The 19,778-nt window shown below is 60.3% G+C and carries 20 protein-coding genes; 10 read left to right on the forward strand and 10 right to left on the reverse strand.

The genetic code is table 11. From position 1 onward, the window contains the following. Nucleotides 1-34: 34 nt before the first annotated feature. The gene (locus HU730_RS10400; protein WP_054896375.1) at nt 35-1,303 is read left to right on the forward strand and encodes an Hsp70 family protein; all 1,269 of its coding nucleotides are present in this window, start codon (nt 35-37) and stop codon (nt 1,301-1,303) included. A gap of 620 nt (nt 1,304-1,923) precedes the next feature. Here the strand turns inward: HU730_RS10400 and HU730_RS10405 are convergent. The 3 genes from HU730_RS10405 to HU730_RS10415 form a co-directional block, all read right to left on the reverse strand. After that, on the reverse strand, nt 1,924-2,937 hold the full coding sequence (locus HU730_RS10405) for an AI-2E family transporter (RefSeq protein WP_186527421.1): 1,014 nt from the start codon (nt 2,935-2,937) through the stop codon (nt 1,924-1,926). Nucleotides 2,938-3,142: 205 nt separating this feature from the next. Then, nucleotides 3,143-3,442 (reverse strand): PsiF family protein, encoded by a 300-nt coding sequence (locus HU730_RS10410; protein ID WP_014716700.1) that lies wholly within the window; start codon nt 3,440-3,442, stop codon nt 3,143-3,145. Nucleotides 3,443-3,513: 71 nt separating this feature from the next. Next, a complete protein-coding gene (locus HU730_RS10415) occupies nt 3,514-4,302 on the reverse strand; it encodes a helix-turn-helix transcriptional regulator (protein ID WP_034125676.1) in 789 nt (262 codons plus the stop codon). A 98-nt stretch (nt 4,303-4,400) separates the two neighbouring features. Here HU730_RS10415 and HU730_RS10420 point away from each other — a divergent pair, with 98 nt between their 5' ends. Further along, the gene (locus HU730_RS10420; protein ID WP_034125675.1) at nt 4,401-5,291 is read left to right on the forward strand and encodes a DMT family transporter; all 891 of its coding nucleotides are present in this window, start codon (nt 4,401-4,403) and stop codon (nt 5,289-5,291) included. Nucleotides 5,292-5,388: 97 nt separating this feature from the next. Next, nucleotides 5,389-5,919, forward strand: coding sequence for a ferritin-like domain-containing protein (locus HU730_RS10425; RefSeq protein WP_186527420.1), 531 nt, complete (start codon nt 5,389-5,391; stop codon nt 5,917-5,919). A gap of 113 nt (nt 5,920-6,032) precedes the next feature. On the opposite strand, the gene HU730_RS10430 is transcribed toward HU730_RS10425, so the two are convergent. Next, nucleotides 6,033-8,099 (reverse strand): AsmA family protein, encoded by a 2,067-nt coding sequence (locus tag HU730_RS10430; RefSeq protein WP_034125673.1) that lies wholly within the window; start codon nt 8,097-8,099, stop codon nt 6,033-6,035. A 357-nt stretch (nt 8,100-8,456) separates the two neighbouring features. On the opposite strand from HU730_RS10430, the gene HU730_RS10435 reads away from it, so the two are divergent. Both HU730_RS10435 and HU730_RS10440 read left to right on the forward strand, forming a co-directional pair. Further along, nucleotides 8,457-8,777: a hypothetical protein gene (locus HU730_RS10435; RefSeq protein WP_003188116.1), complete on the forward strand. Its 321-nt coding sequence runs from the start codon at nt 8,457-8,459 to the stop codon at nt 8,775-8,777. A 151-nt stretch (nt 8,778-8,928) separates the two neighbouring features. Further along, nucleotides 8,929-9,561, forward strand: a complete 633-nt coding sequence (locus HU730_RS10440; protein ID WP_003188114.1) for a TetR family transcriptional regulator — start codon at nt 8,929-8,931, stop codon at nt 9,559-9,561. A gap of 5 nt (nt 9,562-9,566) precedes the next feature. Here HU730_RS10440 and HU730_RS10445 read toward each other — a convergent pair whose 3' ends face one another. Next, a complete protein-coding gene (locus HU730_RS10445) occupies nt 9,567-10,073 on the reverse strand; it encodes a C40 family peptidase (RefSeq protein WP_034125672.1) in 507 nt (168 codons plus the stop codon). A 340-nt stretch (nt 10,074-10,413) separates the two neighbouring features. On the opposite strand from HU730_RS10445, the gene ureE reads away from it, so the two are divergent. The 5 genes from ureE (at nt 10,414) to HU730_RS10470 (ending at nt 14,080) form a co-directional block, all read left to right on the forward strand. Continuing rightward, the gene (ureE, locus tag HU730_RS10450; RefSeq protein WP_054896372.1) at nt 10,414-10,914 is read left to right on the forward strand and encodes an urease accessory protein UreE; all 501 of its coding nucleotides are present in this window, start codon (nt 10,414-10,416) and stop codon (nt 10,912-10,914) included. Beyond that, nucleotides 10,911-11,585: an urease accessory protein UreF gene (locus HU730_RS10455; protein ID WP_127880448.1), complete on the forward strand. Its 675-nt coding sequence runs from the start codon at nt 10,911-10,913 to the stop codon at nt 11,583-11,585. The genes ureE and HU730_RS10455 overlap by 4 nt, the downstream gene beginning before the upstream one ends. A 14-nt stretch (nt 11,586-11,599) precedes the next feature. Next, nucleotides 11,600-12,214 (forward strand): urease accessory protein UreG, encoded by a 615-nt coding sequence (gene ureG, locus HU730_RS10460; protein ID WP_003188109.1) that lies wholly within the window; start codon nt 11,600-11,602, stop codon nt 12,212-12,214. Nucleotides 12,215-12,236: 22 nt separating this feature from the next. After that, on the forward strand, nt 12,237-12,809 hold the full coding sequence (locus tag HU730_RS10465; RefSeq protein WP_034125669.1) for a HupE/UreJ family protein: 573 nt from the start codon (nt 12,237-12,239) through the stop codon (nt 12,807-12,809). Between the two features lie 161 nt (nt 12,810-12,970). After that, the gene (locus tag HU730_RS10470) at nt 12,971-14,080 is read left to right on the forward strand and encodes an AGE family epimerase/isomerase (protein ID WP_186527419.1); all 1,110 of its coding nucleotides are present in this window, start codon (nt 12,971-12,973) and stop codon (nt 14,078-14,080) included. Nucleotides 14,081-14,189: 109 nt separating this feature from the next. On the opposite strand, the gene HU730_RS10475 is transcribed toward HU730_RS10470, so the two are convergent. The 5 genes from HU730_RS10475 to livM all read right to left on the reverse strand — a co-directional run bounded on the left by HU730_RS10475 (nt 14,190) and on the right by livM (nt 19,778). Then, a complete protein-coding gene (locus tag HU730_RS10475) occupies nt 14,190-15,095 on the reverse strand; it encodes a cation diffusion facilitator family transporter (protein ID WP_003188105.1) in 906 nt (301 codons plus the stop codon). Between the two features lie 229 nt (nt 15,096-15,324). Next, a complete protein-coding gene (locus HU730_RS10480; protein ID WP_034125868.1) occupies nt 15,325-16,092 on the reverse strand; it encodes an SDR family oxidoreductase in 768 nt (255 codons plus the stop codon). Between the two features lie 823 nt (nt 16,093-16,915). Beyond that, on the reverse strand, nt 16,916-17,632 hold the full coding sequence (locus HU730_RS10485; RefSeq protein ID WP_005784287.1) for an ABC transporter ATP-binding protein: 717 nt from the start codon (nt 17,630-17,632) through the stop codon (nt 16,916-16,918). Further along, the gene (locus HU730_RS10490; RefSeq protein ID WP_186527418.1) at nt 17,629-18,504 is read right to left on the reverse strand and encodes an ATP-binding cassette domain-containing protein; all 876 of its coding nucleotides are present in this window, start codon (nt 18,502-18,504) and stop codon (nt 17,629-17,631) included. Before HU730_RS10490 ends, HU730_RS10485 begins: the two co-directional genes overlap by 4 nt. Further along, nucleotides 18,501-19,778 carry a high-affinity branched-chain amino acid ABC transporter permease LivM gene (gene livM / locus HU730_RS10495; RefSeq protein ID WP_003188100.1) on the reverse strand — a complete coding sequence of 426 codons (1,278 nt, stop codon included), beginning with the start codon at nt 19,776-19,778 and terminating at the stop codon, nt 18,501-18,503. The genes HU730_RS10490 and livM overlap by 4 nt, the downstream gene beginning before the upstream one ends.

Below are 19,778 nucleotides of genomic sequence, written 5' to 3' on the forward strand. Positions count from 1 at the left end.
TGCGCGGCCGTTTTTTGCCCGGAACCTGTAAGACATGAAAAACGAATCTCCAGCCCGTGCCTGCGGCATCGACTTCGGCACGTCCAACTCCACCGTCGGCTGGATCCGCCCCGGCGAGGAGACGCTGATCGCGCTGGAGGACGACAAGATCACCCTGCCGTCAGTGGTGTTCTTCAACTTCGAGGAGCGCCGCCCGGTATATGGTCGCCTGGCGCTGCACGAATACCTGGAGAACTACGAAGGCCGCCTGATGCGCTCGCTCAAGAGCCTGCTGGGTTCCAAGCTGATCAAGCACGACACGAGCGTGCTCGGCACTGCAATGCCCTTCACCGACCTGCTGGCACTGTTTATCGGCCAACTCAAGAGCCGCGCCGAAGCCAACGCCGGTCGTGAATTCGAAGAAGTGGTACTGGGCCGCCCGGTATTCTTCGTCGATGACGACCCGATGGCCGACCAGGAAGCGGAAAACACCCTGGTGGATGTGGCGCGCAAAATCGGCTTCAAGGACATCTCGTTCCAGTACGAACCGATTGCAGCGGCGTTCGACTATGAGTCGACGATCGAGAAAGAAGAGCTGGTGTTGATCGTCGATATCGGCGGTGGTACCTCCGACTTCTCCCTGGTGCGCCTGTCGCCGGATCGTCGTCACAACGACAATCGCCAGAGCGACATCCTCGCCACCGGCGGCGTGCACATCGGCGGTACCGACTTCGACAAACAGCTCAGCCTGCAAGGCATGATGCCGCTGTTCGGCTACGGCAGCCGCATGAAGAGCGGCGCCTACATGCCCACCAGCCACCACATGAACCTGGCCACCTGGCACACCATCAACTCGGTGTACTCGCAAAAATCCCAGCTGGCCCTGGGCAGCATGCGCTACGACATCGAAGACACCGGCGGCATCGACCGCCTGTTCAAACTGATCGAACAGCGCGCCGGGCACTGGCTTGCCATGGAAGTGGAAGAAACCAAGATCCAGCTCACCCATCAAGACAGCCGCCACGTGCCGCTGGACCGCATCGAAGCGGGCCTGAGCGTAGACCTGAGCCGCGCACTGTTCGAGTCGTCCATCGACAGCTTGCTGGAACGTGTACGCGGCAGCGTCACGCAGTTGCTCAACGACGCCTCGGTGAGCGTGGCGCAGGTGGACACGGTGTTCTTTACCGGCGGCTCCAGCGGCATCCCGGCGCTGCGCCACAGCATCTCTGCAATGCTGCCGAATGCGCGGCATGTGGAAGGCAATATCTTCGGCAGTATTGGCAGTGGTTTGGCGATTGAGGCGAGCAAGCGCTACGGTTGCTGAGTTGTAGCTGACACCGTGGCGCGCCCACTTGACGGTAACCACGATGCGAAGCGAGCCGCTTTTGATCTTGATCTGCTTTTGATCTTAGGCGCCCCGTTAAACCACGCTGGCCGGAATTCGACAGGGATTTGGGGGGTAAACCGGCAGGGATGCCGGTTTAGCCGCCCCGCGCCATGGATGGCGCGTGGCGGCGGCCCCCCAAATCGCTGGCGAATTACGGGCACACCGAGCCCAAGCGAGGTGCCGAGTGGTGGGGCAAGAGCGTTTTGCTTACTTTTGCGCTTTTCAAAAGTGAGCCGCCGTCAGGGCGGAACCCTAAGTGGCCGTTACCTAAATAACGGATATGTACGCGGTCAAATCCAACATCCCGGTCGGCAGTCAGGCCGCCTTCGCGAGCAAGCCCGCTCCCACAGTTTGATCGCGGGGCGTCAGATAGATAGGGGCCGGCTGTGAGGCCGTCATCGCAGGCAAGCCAGCTCCCACAATTTGATCGGGTTGTGTCAGGTAGATAGGCTTCGGCTGCAGGCCGTCATCGCAGGCAAGCCAGCTCCCCCAGGTGATCGCATTTCAACGTGGGAGCGGGCTTGCCCGCGATGGCGTCAGCCCAGGCGACACAAGGCTTAAACCATCCCACCCAGCTTCAGCTCGCTTTTCAGATAGGCATAGTAAATCGGCCCCGCCACCACCCCCGGCAGGCCGAACGCTGCCTCAAACACCAGCATCGCCAACAACAACTCCCATGACTTGGCACTGATCTGCCCACCGACGATTCGCGCGTTGAGGAAGTACTCGACCTTGTGGATCACGATCAAATACCCCAGTGCCGCCACCGCCACCCAGATCGACAGCGACAGCGCCACGATGGTGATCAGGGTGTTGGAGATCAGGTTGCCAATCACTGGCAGCAGACCGAGCAGAAAGGTCAGCACGATCAGGGTCTTGGTCAACGGCAGGTGAATGCCACATAAAGGCAGCACCACTGCCAGGAACACCGCGGTGAAGGCGGTGTTGAGCGCGGCGATCTTGATCTGGGCGAACACGATATTGCGAAACGCCTGGACCAGCAGGTGCAGGCGGTCGAACAGCGCGGCGGCCAAGGGTTTGCGCTTGGTCAGGTCGGGCACGCGCTGCAAGGCGATGATCGCACCCAGCACCATGCCGATCAGCAAGGTGACGAACATGTGGGCGGCGTCTTTGCCGACCAGTTGCAGTTCGCTCAAGTGCTTGCTTAGCCAATCGCCAATGGCCACGCGAAACTCCGCGGCGCTGGTGGGCAAATAGGCGTCGATGGACGGCGGTAATTGACCGCGCGCGCGGTCGACCACGCCCATGAATTTGTCCAGGGAAGCCCCCGGGTTTTCCGCTTCGTGGAGCAGGAAGCTGATGGCGCCAGCGAAGATCAAGGCCAACACGCTGACGATCAAGGTGCCCAGCAAGGCCACCGCCAGCCAACGCGCGCGCCGGCCTTCGATCAGGCGTTGCAGTTGAGGGGTGAGCATGTTGACCAGTTCATAGACCAACAGGCCGGCCAGCAGGCTGGGCAGCAATTTCAGCGGCAGTACCAGCAGCAACCCGCCGAAAATGATGATGTAGCTGGACAGCAACAACACATGACGCTGAGAAAACGTTGGCATACAGCCTCAAAACAAACGGCGTTGAAGGATGGGCAGTCTGCCAGCCTTGAGGGAATCAAGCGAGAGCGGGTGCTGTGAATACGATCAGGTGTGGGAGCTGGCTTGCCTGCGATACGGGCACCTCGGTGTATCCGTCATACCGAGGCGACGCAATCGCAGGCAAGCCAGCTCCCACAGGGGTTCTGCAGCATTCGTGAACTCGGGATCAGCCCTTGAGGCAGGTGCTCATGAATGTCTTGCGCGCATCACCGGTCAACGCCTTGGTTTTCGCCGACGCATTGCAGTCTTTCATCTTCTGCTGCTGCGGGGTCAGGGTCTTGGCGTCGTTGGCGGCAGGTGCCGACAGGCAGGTCTTCATGAAGGCCTTACGGTCATCGCCCTTGAGCGTCTTGGTGGTGGCCTCGGCATTGCAGGTGGTCATTTTGTTCTGCTGGGCAGTGGCGGCAAAACCCTGGGCACACATCAGCAGGCCCATCATCAACAACGGAATACGCAGCATCTTCATGGAGTTTTCTCCCTGTTACCGTGCCGACGGGCACGGCCTACAGCGCAGTGTAGTCAAAACCTGTTACAACTTCACCGGCCACGAATATTCGCCCGCCGGTATTGCTCCGGCGTACAGCCGGCGTGGCGTTGGAACATGGCGATAAACGCCGAGGCGGTGCTGTAGCCCAGATCAAACGCCACGTGTTGCACACTGCGGTCGCTGTCCAGTGCCTCGATGGCCGCCAGGTAGCGCAGGCGCTGGCGCCATTCGCCAAAGCTCATGCCCAGCTCGCGCACAAACTGGCGCGCCAGGGTGCGCTCGCTCACATGCACCTGCTCGGCCCATTGCGCCAGTGGCCGGTTGTCTCCCGGCTCTGCCTGCATGCCCTCCAAGACCCCAAGCAATCCCGGGTGGCGGGCGTAGGGCAGGAAGCAGTCGTGGACCGGCGCCTGCCTGAGCTGGTCCACCAGCACCTGGGCCAGGCGGATGTCGGCGTCGGTGCGCGGTGCATTGACATCGCGCAGGGCGAAATCCTTGAGGATCGCCTTGAGAATGTCGCTGATCGCCAGCGTGCAAGGCTGCTGTGGCAACTGCTCGCACAGCTGCGGCGCCAGCCCTACGGAGTGGTAGACAATCGCCTCGGCATTGTAGGAGCTGTGCTCGGTATGCGGCGGCACCCACACCGCGTATTGCGGTGGCGACATGAAGCGATTGCCCGCCACTTCCATGCGCATCACACCGCTGGCCGAGTAATCCAGCGAGCCCCAGGTGTGCTGGTGCGGGGTGCATTCGGTGTCCGGGGCAAAATCGGAATACCGAAAGTACACCGGGCTTGGCAGGCGGGCAAAATCGGGCAGGCGCACGGTATGTCGGGACATATTGTCTGGATTCAACGCTTAGTTGTCTGGATCGCAGTATAGGCTTCGATCCAGACAGAGGATAATCCTGCCTCGTCAACACACTGGGTTTCTTTTCAATGCAATACGCGTATCCGCTGCTGGCTATCTTTATCTGGGCCGGCAACACCGTGGTCAACAAATTGGCCGTGGGCTCGATTTTCCCGGCTGAAATCGGCTTTTACCGCTGGCTGTTCGCTGCGTTGCTGTTCACGCCGTTCATGCTCAAGCCGGTGATCGCCCACTGGCCGCAGATCCGCCCCAACCTGGGCAAGATCTTTATCCTCGGCGTACTCGGCATGGCGGTGTATCAAAGCCTGGCCTACTACGCCGCAACGCTGACCAGTGCCACCAACATGGGCATCATCCTCTCGCTGATGCCACTGATGGCGTTGACCGCCGCGATTATCAGCCTCGGCCAACGCCTGACCTTTGGCGCGCTGACCGGCGCGGTGCTGTCGTTCGCAGGCGTGGTAGTGGTCGTGTCGGCCGGCAGCCTGGGCGCGTTGCTGCAACATGGGGTCAACCTGGGCGACGGCATGATGCTGGTGGCGACCCTGGCTTATGCGGTCTACAGCACCCTGCTGAAAAAATGGCAACTGCGCCTGCCGCCGTTGGTGCTGCTGTATTTGCAGGTGCTGGTCGCGGTGGTGGTGCTGCTGCCGCTGTATCTGTTCTCGGCCAAGGCCGGTTTGGGCTGGGCGAATATTCCGCTGGTGCTATATGCCTGCCTGCTGGCTTCGATGCTGGCACCGCTGGCGTGGATGCACTCGGTCAAGACCCTGGGGCCAAGCCGTACCACACTGTTTTTCAACCTGCTGCCTTTGATTACCGCGCTGATTGCAGCCGTGGTGCTGAAGGAAGAGTTGGCGCTGTATCACCTGGTGGGGGGCTTGCTGACCCTGGGTGGAGTAATTCTGTCAGAGCGTTGGACCACACCGGTCAGACGCCCTCAGGACACATCCTGTTAAATCCGATAAAACTTTTCGCCTGGCCCGGGACTCACAACCAATAGCGATCACGCCGGCAGAGCGTGGCGTACACCCGGATTAGCCCCAGGAGATTGAAATGACTGAAGCACGATTGACTGACGTTGCAACCCTGCGCAGCCGCGCCCGCCAGAACGTCGAAAACGGCGCCGTGACCGAAGGCTATGACGCCGACCGCGAAGAAATCATCCGCCTGCTCAACGAGTCGCTGGCCACCGAACTGGTCTGCGTGTTGCGCTACAAGCGTCACTACTTCATGGCCAACGGCCTCAAGGCCAGCGTGTCTGCCGATGAGTTCCTGGAACATGCGACCCAGGAAGCCGAGCACGCTGACAAACTGGCCGAGCGTATCGTGCAACTGGGCGGCGAGCCGGAGTTCAACCCCGACCTGCTGTCGAAAAACTCCCATGCGCAATACGTGGCGGGCAACACCTTGAAGGAAATGGTCTACGAAGACCTGGTGGCCGAGCGGATCGCGGTAGACAGCTACCGCGAGATCATCCAGTACATCGGTGACAAAGACCCGACTACCCGTCGCATCTTCGAAGACATCCTGGCTCAGGAAGAAGAACACGCCGACGATATGGCGGATATTCTGCAAGATCTGTAATAACTAACACCGCAACATCCCCCTGTGGGAGCGGGCTTGCCCGCGATAGCGCTGGATCAGTTGATAAATCATTGACTGATACTCCGCTATCGCGGGCAAGCCCGCTCCCACAGTTACTTCACGGTCTTGGGCGCCTTGCCTTCCTTCATCTGTTGCAGCAACGGTGCGCACTCATTGGGCTCGCCACCGCTTGGGGCAACCAAGGCGAGCAAGCCAGCAGCAGGCCCGGCGATCACGCCGAGGGCGACCATGCCCGCACCGCGTAGCGCCAACGGAATGGCTTTCACGCCAGCATTGGGCTTGATGAAAGGTCCATTGACGTAAAGCGGTGAACGCAGGGAGAACAGGCGAAAGCCCTTGGATTCCGGCGTGATGGTCAGGTCCAACTGCTCGGTGGCCATATTCGCGGTGCCGTCGATGTAGATGATCGCGTTCTCGGTATCGAACACAAACAGCCGCGTGGTCGCCAGGCCCGTCTTGATGCCGAAGTCCGCCGCTGCGCAGTTAATCTTCACTTCCTCGTCGCCGAACAGACGGCCCACCACGTAGTTGCCCACGTTGAGCCCTGCGATTTCCATCAGGCTTCGGCTGATGGCGCCATCGTTGATGAGCATCTTCAGGTCACCGTTGGACGTGCCCAACAGTGCCGCCACCGAGTTGCCGCGCCCGGAAATATCGGCATCGCCGTTGAGTTCACCGAAGCTGGTTTTCATCGGTTCGAAAGTCGGGAACAACTGCTTGAGCTTGAAGTTGCGCGCCGTCAGCTTGGCGCGGCCCTCCATCGGCGTAGTGCGGCCGTTCAAGCGAATCTGCGCATCGAGCTTCCCACCGGCCACGCCAAAGCGCAGGGGTTCAAGGCTCAGTTGGCCGTCGTTGAGCACCAGGTGGGTGTAGAGGTCGGTAAAGGGCAAGTCGGCACTGTGCACGATACGCTTGCCGGTGAACTCCACATCGGCATCCATCTCACGCCAGCGTTCGGTGCGGAACTCTTCAACCGGCAGCACTTTGGTCGCCGGTTGCTTGCTTTCACCGCCACGGGCTTTTTGCTCGGCATTGGAATCTGCGCCAATCAGCGGCGCCAGGTCATCCATCAGCAGTTGGTTGGACACCAGCGCGCCGCTGAGCTTGGGCCGTGGCTGGCTGGCAACATAGGCCAGGTCGCCGTGGATGTCGCTGTTGCCGATCTTGCCGTTGAAGTTCTCGTAGCGGAAGGAGGCGCCGCTGGCCTCATGCAGTTTGGCGATCAGGTGGCCGTCGGTGGAATAGGCCGGCGAATCCGGCAGGGTCACGCCGGTCAGCGGGTACAGGTTGCCCAGGCTGCTGCCTGAAAGCTTCAGGCGCAGGTCCAGGGCACCGAGGTTCAGCGGGTCGGTCAGGGTGCCGGCCAGGGCGATGCTGGTGTCCGCGATCTTGACTTGGGCTTGCAGCGGGAACGGCTTGGCCGCGTCCTGCAAGGCCAGCAAGCCACCGATCTTGCCCGTGCCCGCGAGTTTCTGGCCGTGGTACTGGCCTTTGACCTTGAGGCCGAACGCGTAGTCCTGGGGCGCCGAGCCTTTTTCCAGGGCTTTTTTGGCATCGGCATCGCCGACGATTTCACCGAAGGGAATCGGCTTGCCCAGCGGGTCGATGATCACATCCAACTGGGTCTTGAGGCTTTGATCGTCAAGTGTCACATGGCCTTTGTCGAAGCCGATGGCGCCAATATCCACCACCCAATTGGACGGTTCGGCGTTGGGGTCCTTGGGGTCGAACTTGAACGTCCAGTTGGCGCGGCCATCAGCCAGGCGCTGCAACTGGGCACTGGGTTCGGTGAGGTCGATGCGCGGGATCACCACACGCTGCACCAGCAAGGCCAGGGGCGAAATGCGCAGCTCAACCTTCTTGAGCGTGACCATCTGCGGTTGTTTCGACCAATCGGGGTTCCCCAGAGTCAGGTCTTCGGCAATCACATGGGGCCACGGCACCCAGGCGCGCCAGCCGCCTTCATCGGGCTCACGCTGCCACACCACGGCGAGGTTGCCGTTGATGGCGAACGGACGATGCAGTTCTTCGGAGACCTTGGCATTGAGGGGCGGCTTGATGCGGTTCCAGTCGAAGAACACCAACACCAGTACCACGATGGCAATCAACAGAACGAAGCTGGCGCAGCTCCAAGCGAGAATTTTACGAGTGCGCGTCATTGCACAGGACTCCTGAATACGACTGGCTGGGCAACAGCCTTTTAAACAGCTTATAGGACTACGACTGGCAAAGTGCCTGGGGGTTTAACGCAACCGCGGATTTAACCGAAAAAAGCGATTTTCCTGATCAACCAGACAATTTTCCCCATCGACGACGCACCATTGTTACTCAGGTTCGTGTCGAAAATACCCACATCGGTGCAAAGCCGCGGGCTTGAGAGGCTCGATCTAGAGCCTTCGGTGAGAACAATCAATTCTGTTGATTATTACCATTGTGTTTATGAACTTTTATATCGACTTATCAAGGGTAACATTAGCCCTGTACCCACTTTATCGCCCTCCCTAGGAGCAACCATCATGAAACGCCAATTACTCGCTACCGTTCTGTTATCTGTCCTGGCTTCCAGCGCTTTTGCCCTGCCAGCTGCCGAACAGGCCACCCCGCAGAACAAAGCTCAAGCCGTGCAAACCAGCCAAACCGTGGCTCGCAGCGGTTCGCAAGAAGACGAAAACCGTGATTACGCCAAAGGCGCCGTAGCTGAAAATGGCTACAACCGCCTGCAAGAGAAAGGTCTGGTCGAAGGCGGTGCTGAACAAGCCAACAAACGCGCCTACACCGAAGGCGTTGCTGAAGGCGGTGCCGACCGTCTGCAAGAACTGCATCAAGCACAGAGCTAAGCCTGTGGTGGCCCAGAAAAAAGCCCGATCTGCCGATCGGGCTTTTGCTTTTATATAGGACGCGTCACGCCCCGCCCCTGCCAAGTTCGACGCCGGCAAAGCGCTTTTGCTAGAGTGCGTCGCTGTACTTGCCGACAAAGCTCATCCGCTCATGCTGCCCCGCGCCGAACAGAAGCAACAGACCCGCCTCGCCCTGATGGACGCAGCCCGCCATCTGATGGAGTGTGGCCGTGGGTTTGGCAGCCTGAGTTTGCGCGAAGTGGCCAAGACCGCGGGTATCGTGCCCACCGGTTTCTATCGCCATTTCGCCGACATGGACCAACTTGGGCTGGTACTGGTAAGCGAGGTCGGCCAGACCTTTCGCGCCACGATCCGCCTGGTGCGCCACAACGAATTCGTGATGGGCGGCATCATTGATGCCTCGGTGCGCATCTTTCTCGATGTGGTTTCGGCTAACCGCTCTCAGTTCCTGTTCCTGGCTCGCGAACAGTACGGCGGCTGCCTGGCCGTGCGCCAAGCCATCGCCGCCCTGCGCGAAGACATCACTCGCGACCTGGCCGCCGACCTGACACTGATGCCCAAACTTCAGCACTTGGATGCCGAAGGTTTGCACGTGATGGCCGACCTGATCGTCAAGAGTGTGTTCGCCACCCTGCCCGATATCATCGACCCACCGGCCCACGCCTTGCCGGCCCACCTTACGCCCCAGGCGAAAATCACCCAGCAACTGCGCTTTATCTTTATCGGCCTCAAACATTGGCAAGGGCTGGGCAGCACCGAGTAAGTCAATCAACCCGCCGTGTGGAACCGTTTGGCGGTGGTGTAGTGCTTGTTCCAGTAGCTATTGCTCAATGAATCGATACGGATGGTTTTGCCGGTACGCGGCGAATGGATGAATTTGCCCTGGCCGATATAAAGGCCGACATGGCTGACCTGGCCCCGCCCGTTGCCTTTGAAAAACACTGCATCCCCTGGCTTTAAAGCACTGCGTTTGATGGTTGTCGCCGATGAACGGTGCATGGCGGCAGTGGTGCGGGGTAGCTGGATATTGGCTTGGGTCTTGAACAAGTACACCAGGAAGCTACTGCAATCGAAGCCCTGCTCTGCCGATGTGCCGCCCCACTTATAGGGCGTACCCAGCAACTCATGGGCGCGGTCAATGACATCGTCGATAGAGGCCGGCTTGATGCTTTGCAGCGAAGAGCTGAAGGTGGCGCGGGGTTGGAAATTGGCCTTTGCCGATGAAATAAAGCAGGTCAGGCTGACAAGGCATACACAAAAAATTGATCGAAGCATGATGAACGTCGCGGTGGAATTAAACAGGCCGCATAGCCTAAAGAACCCGCAGGTAATCTTATGAGCTCCAAATCCTGATGACTCGTAGGAAAAATCCTAAAAAACACCTACAAAGAAAAAGATGAAAGAAACTTCATCAAACTGAGCGGCGCCATCAACGCAGAATGCCCTTCCCCGGTGCTATAAACCTCGGCACGCACCAAATTGATACACGCGCGGAAATCATCCGACGCCCTATTGAGCAGCATGCCTGCCTGACTACAGGGAATTCCTACTCGATTCCGTGATTGGCAAGCCCCTTGCTCTAGGTCTTTCATCGCTCACAGTTGGAAGCTCTCTGATGCTGGTGATACACCGCCGAATCGCCCCCCAAGCCCTCTGGGCCGCCGAGTTGCTGCTCAACTTCGAAGCCCGCAGCAAAAGCCGCCTGCGCTGTTTCAGTGCCGACGGTGAAGACGTCGGCCTGTTTTTGGAGCGGGGCCAGCCGCCCTTGCACGATGGTGAATTCCTGCAGGCAGAAGACGGACGCGTCGTACGGGTATGCGCCCGCCCTGAACAACTGCTGCACGTCACCTGCCGCAACGCCTTCGAGCTCACCCGTGCCGCCTATCACCTGGGCAACCGCCATGTGGCCCTGCAAGTCGGTGACGGCTGGCTGCGCCTGCTCGATGACTACGTGCTCAAGGCCATGCTCGAGCAACTGGGTGCCGATGCGCAGACCCTCGAGGCGCCGTTTCAACCCGAGCACGGCGCCTATGGCGGCGGCCATCATCATTCACGGCATGGTGATGAAGACTTCAACTACGCGCCCAAGCTGCATCAGTTCGGCGTGCGTCTATGAACCCAGCCTGGGCGCTGCTGCGCCTGGCCAGTCCGCAACTGCCGATTGGCGGCTACAGCTATTCCCAAGGCCTGGAAATGGCGGTGGACAACGGCCGCGTGCAGGATGCCGCGAGCGCCCGGCGCTGGATCAGTGACCAGTTGCTGCTCAACCTGGCGCGTTTCGAAGCCCCGCTGCTGCTCGCCCACTGCCGCGCAGCCGTCGAACAGGACTGGGCCCAATTGGCGCAGTGGTGCGACGAGCATCGCGCCAGCCGTGAGACCCGGGAGCTGTATCAGGAGAGTCGTCAGATGGGCTATTCCCTGCAACAACTGCTCAACGGCTTGCCGGAACTGGACGACAGCGCCCGTGATTTTCTTGCACAACGCGACGAACCGCATCTGGCCCTGGGCTGGGCCTTGGCCGCGCGCGCCTGGCACATCAACCCCGGCGATGCTCTTGCCGCCTGGCTATGGAGCTGGCTGGAAAACCAACTGGCGGTACTGATGAAAACCCTGCCATTGGGCCAGCAAGCGGCCCAGCGGTTGACCAGCGAACTGCTGCCGCTGCTGCAACAAGCACAGCAGGATGCCGAACGCATTAACCCTAACCATTTGGGCAGCGCCGCTTTTGGCCTGTCCCTGGCGTGCATGGCCCACGAGCGCCAGTACAGCCGCCTGTTCCGTTCCTGATTCTGGAGAAGCACATGAACACACAACCCCTGCGCGTCGGTATCGGCGGCCCGGTAGGCTCGGGCAAGACCGCCCTGACCCTGGCCCTGTGCCTGGCGCTGCGCGATCGCTACAACCTGGCGGTGGTCACCAACGACATCTACACCCGTGAAGACGCCGACTTCCTGGTGCGTAACCAGGCCCTGGCGCCGGAGCGCATCATCGGCGTGGAAACCGGTGGCTGCCCACACACGGCGATTCGCGAAGATGCCTCGATCAACCTGGAGGCCGTGGACCAACTCAACCGCCGTTTTCCCGGCCTGGACCTGATTCTGGTGGAGTCCGGCGGCGACAACCTGTCGGCCACCTTCAGCCCGGAACTGTCGGACCTGACCATCTATGTGATTGATGTCTCTGCGGGCGACAAACTGCCGCGCAAGGGCGGGCCCGGTATTTGCAAATCCGACCTGCTGGTGATCAACAAGATTGACCTGGCCCCGCTGGTGGGTGCCTCGCTGGAACTGATGAACAGCGACACCCAGCGCATGCGCAACGGCAAACCCTTTGTGTTCAGCAACCAGAAGACCGGGGTCGGCCTGGACGACATCGTCGCCTTCATCGAACGCCAGGGCCTGCTGACCGCCGCCTGATCAACTTATAAGGAACCTGTCCATGAGACTCAACAGACTTTTCGCCGCCGCCGCGCTGCTGCTCGCCCCTGCCTTGGCCTTCGCCCATCCGGGCCATGGCGACAATGGCCTGGTGGCCGGTATCAGCCACCCCTTGGGCGGCCTCGATCACTTGCTGGCCATGCTTGCGGTGGGCCTCTGGGCGGCCCAGCAAAAAGGCGCCGCGCGTTGGGCGCTGCCGTGCACCTTTGTCGGCACCATGCTGATCGGCGGGGTGTTGGGTTTCGAAGGGCTGCAATTGCCGGCGCTGGAAAGCGGGATTGCTGCATCGGTGCTGGCCTTGGGCCTGGCGGTAGCGTTGGCGGTCCGGCCGCCGCTGTTCGTGGCCGTGGGCGCCACGGCGTTGTTTGCGCTGTTTCACGGCGTGGCCCATGGCCTGGAACTGCCGGATATGACCAGCCCTTGGGCGTATGCGGCTGGGTTCGTGGGGGCAACAGCCGTGTTGCACGCTGCGGGTTATGCAGTGGTGCGCTTTTTGCCGGCAGCTGCGGCACCCTTGGTGCGAGTGGCCGGGGCTGCTTCGGCGGCGACTGGGGTGTGGTTGCTGGCGGGCTGAGGAAAAGATCGTTCCCACGCTCCGCGTGGGAATGCAGCCTAGGACGCTCTGCGTCCCAAAGCATGACGCAGAGCGTCATAAAATGCATTCCCACGCAGAGCGTGGGAACGATCAGCCTGCTACCATGCGCGCCTACACCCCTGCCGTGACGACGCCAGCCAATGCCCATCGCTTCCCCCTCTTCCCTGACGCCTGTGCTCACGCACTTCCATGACCTGATCGTGCCTCTCTGGCAAGGCCCGGGCTGGAATGCCGACCTGGCACTGCCCTTTGAGGCACTGGATGCCGATCACCAGCCACTGCCCCCCCAGCGCTATCGCGCCATGGCTTGCGCCCGGCAGTTGTACCTGTTCGCCAGCCTGATCGGCGAACCCGGCGCGGCTTTCGCCGAAGAACGTGCGGCTGCGCTGTTTCGCTCCCTGCAACGGCACTTTCATGATGCCGAACACGGTGGCTGGTTCTACAGCATCGACCCCGCCGGCCAGCCGCTGGACGAGCGCAAAGACCTCTACACCCACGCCTTCATTATCTTTGCCTGCGCCCATTACTGGGCCAAGGTGCGTGAGCCGTTGGTCGAGTCGGTACTCAGCGCTGCCCTGGAAGTCGTCGCCCAACGCTTTGCCACCGGTGACGGCTTGTACGAGGCCGTACTGGAGCGCAACTGGGCCTCGCTCGACTCCGGCCCGTTGCAAAACCCGTTGATGCACCTGGCTGAAGGCTTCCTCGCCACCCTCGCGGTGCGTGAGGACGCCCAGGTACAAGCGGCCCTGCTGGCACTGGCGACGGCCATGCAGCAACGCTTCATCGACCGCGAGCACGGCGTGATGATGGAGAAACCTTTGGGCGCTGTGGATAACTGGTTTGAGCCGGGGCACCAGTTCGAATGGTTCTTTTTGCTGGAATCTTCAGCTGTGCTGCGCGGCACTGCACTGCATGAGTCGCTGACACGGGCATTTGCCTATGCCGAGCAAAAGGGTGTGGATAAATTAAGCGGTGCGGTCAGCGGCATGCTGGCGCTGGATGGCACGGTGCGCGACGGTACCCAACGGATCTGGGCTCAGGCGGAGTACCTGCGGGCACTGACTTTGCGGCCAGGCAGCGAGGCGATGCTGCAGCGTCAGTTGCAGGCGCTGCAACAGCGCTTTTTGCATGCCAAGGGTTGGCATGAATGCCTGGATGCCGAGGGTAAGGTGAGCCGACGTGATATGCCGTCGACTACGCCCTATCATTTGGCGACTTGCTATCAGGGTTTGGTCCAGCATCTGGGCTGACCTGCAGGGCCCCATCGCAGGCAAGCCAGCTCCCACAGTTGATTGTGTTCGCACATTTAAATGTGGGAGCTGGCTTGCCTGCGATAGCCTCACCCCGGTCAAACAGACTTTATGCAATCCACTTGCGATCCCCGGTAAAACTGATCGTCAACCACCGCGCCGCATCCGCCGCCCCCAGCCCTGTGGATATCTCTTCACGCAGCCCATCGAGGGTGGCGACGTTATCCACCGGGTAATCCGCTGGCAGCACCACATGAATCTCGATAAACCGCGCCCGCCCGTGCTTCTGCACATAGGACACGTAGTCGTCGAAACCATGCTTGGCCTGCGCCGCGTCCATCACCTCGCGGACCTTGTCGTCCAAGTGATCCGGCGCGATCCCCAACACTTCGCGCAGCGCCGGGCGCAGGATCTTGAACGCCGGCGCCAGCATGCTCAGGGCCAGCAGGATCAGGATCAACGGGTCCACGTAGACCGCCCACTCGCCATAGCCCTGGGACTTGAGCAACAGCGCCGCCAGGAAGCTGATCAGCAAGCCCACCGACAGCATCGCGTCCACCAGCCAGCTGATGTTGTCGAACTGGATCAATGACGATTTGAGTGTGCGATTGCGGTAGCGCACATAGAAGAAGTACGCGAACTCCACGACGGTAAATACCGCCGCATAAATGATCACCAGCCCCAACTCGATTTCGCGCCCGCCATTGATAATGCCGAACACGCCATTGAGGAACGCATAAATGGCGATCAACAGCAGGAAACTGCCCTCTATCAGCAGCACCATCGGCTCCAGGTGCCAATAGCCGAATTGGAAACGCTCGTTGCTTTTCTTGGCGATCAGCTTGGCCGTGATCAGCATCAGCACCTTGATGGCGGTGGCGATCAGCGAGAAAAAGCCGTCGAACAGAATGGATTGGGCGCCTGATATCACACCCGTGACAATCCCTGCGATCGCGACTGCGAACATCAGGATAGTCGATTGTTTGAGCAGTGCCTGCTCACCTCGGTTACTCACATTGCCTCCTGTCAAAACCTTTAAACCGCTGGGTGCGGTGGGGTTTTCAGGCGGGCAGTGTACCTTATGCCGCATTTTGACCGATTTGCCGCCACTGATCGTTCCCACGCTCCGCGTGGGAACGCATCGCGTGACGCTCTGCGTCACCAGCAGAAAGCGGGGCGCAGAGCGCCCCCGGCGGCATTACCACGCGGAGCGTGGGAACAATCAGCGTGTGTCGCGCAGGCGCTTAGCCCTTGGCCCCACGCTCAATCGCAAACCCAGCCCAGGTCTGGCTCACCGGCATCAACTCCAGGCGGTTGATGTTCACGTGCGCCGGGGTGTTCATCACCCAGAAAATCGTATCGGCAATGTCCTGCGGCTGGATCGGTTCCGCACCTGCGTAGGTGGCGTCATAACGCGCCTGGTCACCGCCGAAGCGCACCAGGGAGAACTCGCTTTCACACAAGCCCGGCTCGATATTGGTCACGCGCACGCCGGTGCCTTGCAAGTCGCAGCGCAGGTTCAGCGAAAACTGCTTCACGAACGCCTTGGAACCGCCGTATACGTGGCTGCCCGGGTACGGGTAGTTACCGGCGATGGAACCCAGGTTGATGATCCCGGCACCGCGGCCATGGGCAATCAGGCGCGGCAACAGCAGGTTAGTGGTGGTCAGCAGGCCCTTGATGTTGGTATCGACCATGGTTTCCCAATCGTCGAGGTCGCACTTGGGCGCAGGGTCGGTGCCCACGGCCAGGCCGGCGTTGTTGATCAGGCCGCGCAGCGTGGCGAACGACGCCGGCAGGTTGGCGATGGCCTCCTCCATGCCTTTGCGGTCGCGCACATCCACCACCAGGCCATGCACTTCGGTCTGCTTGGAAAGCTCTTCGACCAAGGCGTTCAAGCGCTCGGCACGACGACCAGTGAGCACCAGTTTCCAACCGGCCTCGGCAAAGCGACGGGCACAGGCTTCGCCGAAACCTGAAGTAGCGCCAGTGATAAACAGCGTGTCGGACATGGTGTTCTCCTTGCGGGCATCGGGGAAAAAAACAGCCAGCAGAATGCCCTTACGCCGCGTTTGCGGCAACCGCCGTGCACACACACGCATGCCTGGCTGATCATTTTTTAACCAATCCTCGCAAAGCCTTATAAACCGTAGCTTGCAGCCATATACGCGCAGGTTATCCACAACTGCGCCCACAGTCTTTGGGGGCAAGTGCAAACGGCTCAAAGCCGCTGTGTACAAGGGTTGCAGGCGGTTTTATAAAGTTTTTTGCTTGACCTGGGCGAGCGCCTATGTAGCCGCTGACAAATGCAGAAAAACACAACGATGGCTCCAGGCCAGTCATTCCGGCCCCTGCGCAAGTCTTTCCAGAGTTTAGTCACAGACTTATCCACAGGCTGGAAGGACTTATTTCGTTCATATACCTGTGTCTTTAAACAGGTTGACAAACCCTTGAGACGGTCGCGAAAAACACCCTGATCGAAAAACAACCAACACGCTACAAGCCACGTGGTTAAAGGCTTTCAGCCAGCTACTCCCACGTTACCCACAGCCGGTTCCACAGTGGATGGGGACAAGTCAAAACTGTGACAAAACAGGGATTTGCGGCGGCTATATGTCGCGCTTTTGAGGTGGGCTGGATTTGTTTTCCACAATTTGGTGGAGGGCTTGTTGACATCGCAAAAACAAATGTGGGAACCGGCTTTGGGTGGGCGCTGGCTTGCCTGCGATGCGGCCACCTCGGTATGTCAGCTAAACCGAGGTGATGCTATCGCGGGCAAGCCCGGCTCCCACATAAGGCCCGGTTCCCACAGGGTTGATGCGCCTGGATCTTAGGTCAGTGACCGCCCAGGTACGCGTTGCGCACTTCCTCGTTCACCAGCAACTCCTTGCCGGTGCCTGTCAGGCGAATCTCACCATTGACCATCACATACGCCCGGTCCGACAGGCGCAGCGCATGGTTGGCGTTCTGTTCCACCAGGAAAATGGTCATCCCGGTGGACGCCAGCTCGCGCAGGGTGGAAAAGATCTGCTTCACCACAATCGGCGCCAACCCCAGGCTTGGCTCATCGAGCAACAACAGCTTGGGCCGGCTCATCAGCGCACGGGCGATGGCGAGCATTTGTTGCTCACCACCGGACATGGTCATCGCCCGCTGGTTGCGCCGCTCCTTGAGCCTGGGGAACAGCTCGAACATGCGTTGCATGTCCTCGCTGGCGAACTTGTCGCCAATGGGGATGGTGCCCATCAGCAGGTTTTCCTCGACGGTCATGTCGGGGAACACCCGCCGCCCTTCCGGCGACTGCGCAATGCCGTTGGAAGCGATGTAGTGGGACGACTTGTGAGTAATGTCGACGCCGTTGTAGAGGATCTGCCCCGACTCGGCCCGAGGCTGACCGAAGATCGACATCAGCAACGTGGACTTACCCGCGCCATTGGAGCCGATCAGGCTGACGGTTTCGCCTTCGTTGATGTGCAGCGAGACTTTTTTGAGGGCCTGGATCGGGCCGTAGAACACGTCCAGGTCCTTCATTTCGAGGATAGGTGCGCTCATACCAGCTCCTCTTCGTCCGCGCCCAGGTAGGCGGCGATCACTTTCGGGTCGTTGCGGATCGCATCCGGGCCGCCTTCGGCGATCACGTTGCCGTGGTCCAGCACCACAATGTGGTCGGAAATACTCATCACCATGCCCATGTCGTGTTCGATCAGCACCACCGTAAGGTCGTGTTCGTCGCGCAGCAGGCGAATCATCGCGCTGAGGGCTTCGGTTTCCTGCGGGTTGAGGCCCGCTGCTGGTTCGTCCAGGCAGATGATCTGCGGCCGCGTGCACATGGCGCGGGCGATCTCCAGGCGGCGCTGCTGGCCGTAAGAGAGCTCGCCGGCCAGACGGTTGGCGCAGTCCACCAGGTCGACCACTTCCAGCCAGTAGAACGCGCAGTCCAGCGCATCGCTTTCGGCCTTGCGGTAGCCCTTGGTGTTGAGGATGCCGGCAAGCATGTTGCGGTTGACCCACATGTGCTGGGCCACCAGCAGGTTTTCCAGCACCGACATTTCCTTGAACAGGCGAATGTTCTGGAAAGTGCGGGCCAGGCCGGCACGGTTCACCAGGTGGGTGCCGCCGAACATCTTGTAGTAAACGCGGCTGAGGAAGCTTTTGGGCGACACGAAGTCGGTGACCTCAAAGCGCTCGCCGAGCAGTTGGATCACGTTGGTTTGCTTGCCGCGCACGTTGAGCTCGATCTTGCCGCCACTGGCTTTGTAGAAGCCGGTGAGGCAGTTGAACACCGTGGTCTTGCCGGCGCCGTTGGGGCCGATCAGGGCGAAGATCGAGTTGCGTTCAACCTTGAGGCTTACATCGCTCAAGGCTTTGATACCACCGAAGTGCATCATCAGGTGTTCGACAGACAGCACGACTTCCTTGCTCATGGCGCTACCCCTTTGCGTGGCGTCACACCGGTACGGCTAATCCGAATCAAGCCACGCGGTCGCCAGATCATCATCACCACCATCAACACCCCAAACAGCAGCACGCGGTACTCGGAAAAACTACGCAGCAGTTCCGGCGCCACGGTCAACACGAACGCTGCGATCACCACGCCAACCGTCGAGCCCATGCCGCCCAACACCACAATGGCGAGGATCAACGCCGACTCGAAGAAGGTAAACGACGACGGGTTGACGAAGCCCTGGTAGCTGGCAAAGAACACCCCGGCCAAACCGGCGGTGGACGCGCCGATGGTGAAGGCTGAGAGTTTGACCAGCACATGGTTCAGGCCCATGGAACGGCAGGCGATTTCATCTTCGCGCAGGGCTTCCCAGGCGCGGCCGACCGGCATGCGCGTCAGGCGATGCTTGATGTACAGCACGGCCAGCACAACCAGAAACAGCACGATGTAGATGAACATGAACTTGATGTTGGGGTTGTAATCGATGCCGAAAAACTCGTGAAACGGAATGCCGCCATCCTTCGCACGCTTGCCGAACTCCAGGCCCAGAAAGGTCGGTGACGGCACGGGCATACCGTTGGGGCCACCGGTGAACGACAGCCAGTTGTTGAGCACCAGGCGAATGATTTCACCAAAACCCAGGGTCACGATGGCCAGGTAGTCACCGTGCATTCGCAGCACCGGGAAGCCGAGTATGCACCCCGCCAACGCCGCCGCGATGGCCGCCAGTGGCAGGACCGTCCAGAAGCCCAGGCCCAGGTATTGATAACCCAGCGCCAGGCCGTAGGCACCGATGGCGTAGAAGGCCACGTAACCCAGGTCGAGCAGGCCCGCCAGGCCCACCACGATGTTCAGGCCCAGGCCGAGCAACACGTAGATCAGCCCGAGGATCACCACGGTGAGCAGGTACTTGTTGGCAAAGATCGGGAACACGATGGCGATCACGATCAGCGCCGGGATGATCCAGCGCAGCCGCGACTTGTAATCCGGTGGCAGCACGTGCACGCCGGAGCCGCTGCTCTCGAACCCCTGCAGGATCTTCACGCCCTTGGGGGTTTGCAGGAAAAGGCTGAGGGCAAAGCGCCCGGCCATCACGATGGCGACCAGCACGGCAACCCGCGCAGGTTCCAGGTTGAAGCTGTAGCCGTCGAGCACCACGCCGACAATCGGGCCGAAAACGATCAGCGAAATCAGCCCCGCGAGTACCGTATCGACCACACTTTTCTTGATATCAATGGATTTGGCAGCAGACAT

Source organism: Pseudomonas sp. SWRI22 (genome assembly GCF_014268395.2).
Taxonomy (GTDB): domain Bacteria; phylum Pseudomonadota; class Gammaproteobacteria; order Pseudomonadales; family Pseudomonadaceae; genus Aquipseudomonas; species Aquipseudomonas paracarnis.

Coding starts and splice junctions, on each gene's coding strand:
- HU730_RS10430 (WP_034125673.1), bottom strand. CDS start 8,099: ATGACGCGCACTCGTAAAATTCTCGCTTGGAGCTGCGCCAGCTTCGTT.
- HU730_RS10485 (WP_005784287.1), bottom strand. CDS start 17,632: ATGAGCGCACCTATCCTCGAAATGAAGGACCTGGACGTGTTCTACGGC.
- HU730_RS10405 (WP_186527421.1), bottom strand. CDS start 2,937: ATGCCAACGTTTTCTCAGCGTCATGTGTTGTTGCTGTCCAGCTACATC.
- HU730_RS10420 (WP_034125675.1), top strand. CDS start 4,401: ATGCAATACGCGTATCCGCTGCTGGCTATCTTTATCTGGGCCGGCAAC.
- HU730_RS10470 (WP_186527419.1), top strand. CDS start 12,971: ATGCCCATCGCTTCCCCCTCTTCCCTGACGCCTGTGCTCACGCACTTC.
- HU730_RS10480 (WP_034125868.1), bottom strand. CDS start 16,092: ATGTCCGACACGCTGTTTATCACTGGCGCTACTTCAGGTTTCGGCGAA.
- ureE (WP_054896372.1), top strand. CDS start 10,414: ATGCTGGTGATACACCGCCGAATCGCCCCCCAAGCCCTCTGGGCCGCC.
- ureG (WP_003188109.1), top strand. CDS start 11,600: ATGAACACACAACCCCTGCGCGTCGGTATCGGCGGCCCGGTAGGCTCG.
- HU730_RS10445 (WP_034125672.1), bottom strand. CDS start 10,073: ATGCTTCGATCAATTTTTTGTGTATGCCTTGTCAGCCTGACCTGCTTT.
- HU730_RS10425 (WP_186527420.1), top strand. CDS start 5,389: ATGACTGAAGCACGATTGACTGACGTTGCAACCCTGCGCAGCCGCGCC.
- HU730_RS10490 (WP_186527418.1), bottom strand. CDS start 18,504: ATGAGCAAGGAAGTCGTGCTGTCTGTCGAACACCTGATGATGCACTTC.
- HU730_RS10400 (WP_054896375.1), top strand. CDS start 35: ATGAAAAACGAATCTCCAGCCCGTGCCTGCGGCATCGACTTCGGCACG.
- livM (WP_003188100.1), bottom strand. CDS start 19,778: ATGTCTGCTGCCAAATCCATTGATATCAAGAAAAGTGTGGTCGATACG.
- HU730_RS10465 (WP_034125669.1), top strand. CDS start 12,237: ATGAGACTCAACAGACTTTTCGCCGCCGCCGCGCTGCTGCTCGCCCCT.
- HU730_RS10455 (WP_127880448.1), top strand. CDS start 10,911: ATGAACCCAGCCTGGGCGCTGCTGCGCCTGGCCAGTCCGCAACTGCCG.
- HU730_RS10415 (WP_034125676.1), bottom strand. CDS start 4,302: ATGTCCCGACATACCGTGCGCCTGCCCGATTTTGCCCGCCTGCCAAGC.
- HU730_RS10440 (WP_003188114.1), top strand. CDS start 8,929: ATGCTGCCCCGCGCCGAACAGAAGCAACAGACCCGCCTCGCCCTGATG.
- HU730_RS10410 (WP_014716700.1), bottom strand. CDS start 3,442: ATGAAGATGCTGCGTATTCCGTTGTTGATGATGGGCCTGCTGATGTGT.
- HU730_RS10435 (WP_003188116.1), top strand. CDS start 8,457: ATGAAACGCCAATTACTCGCTACCGTTCTGTTATCTGTCCTGGCTTCC.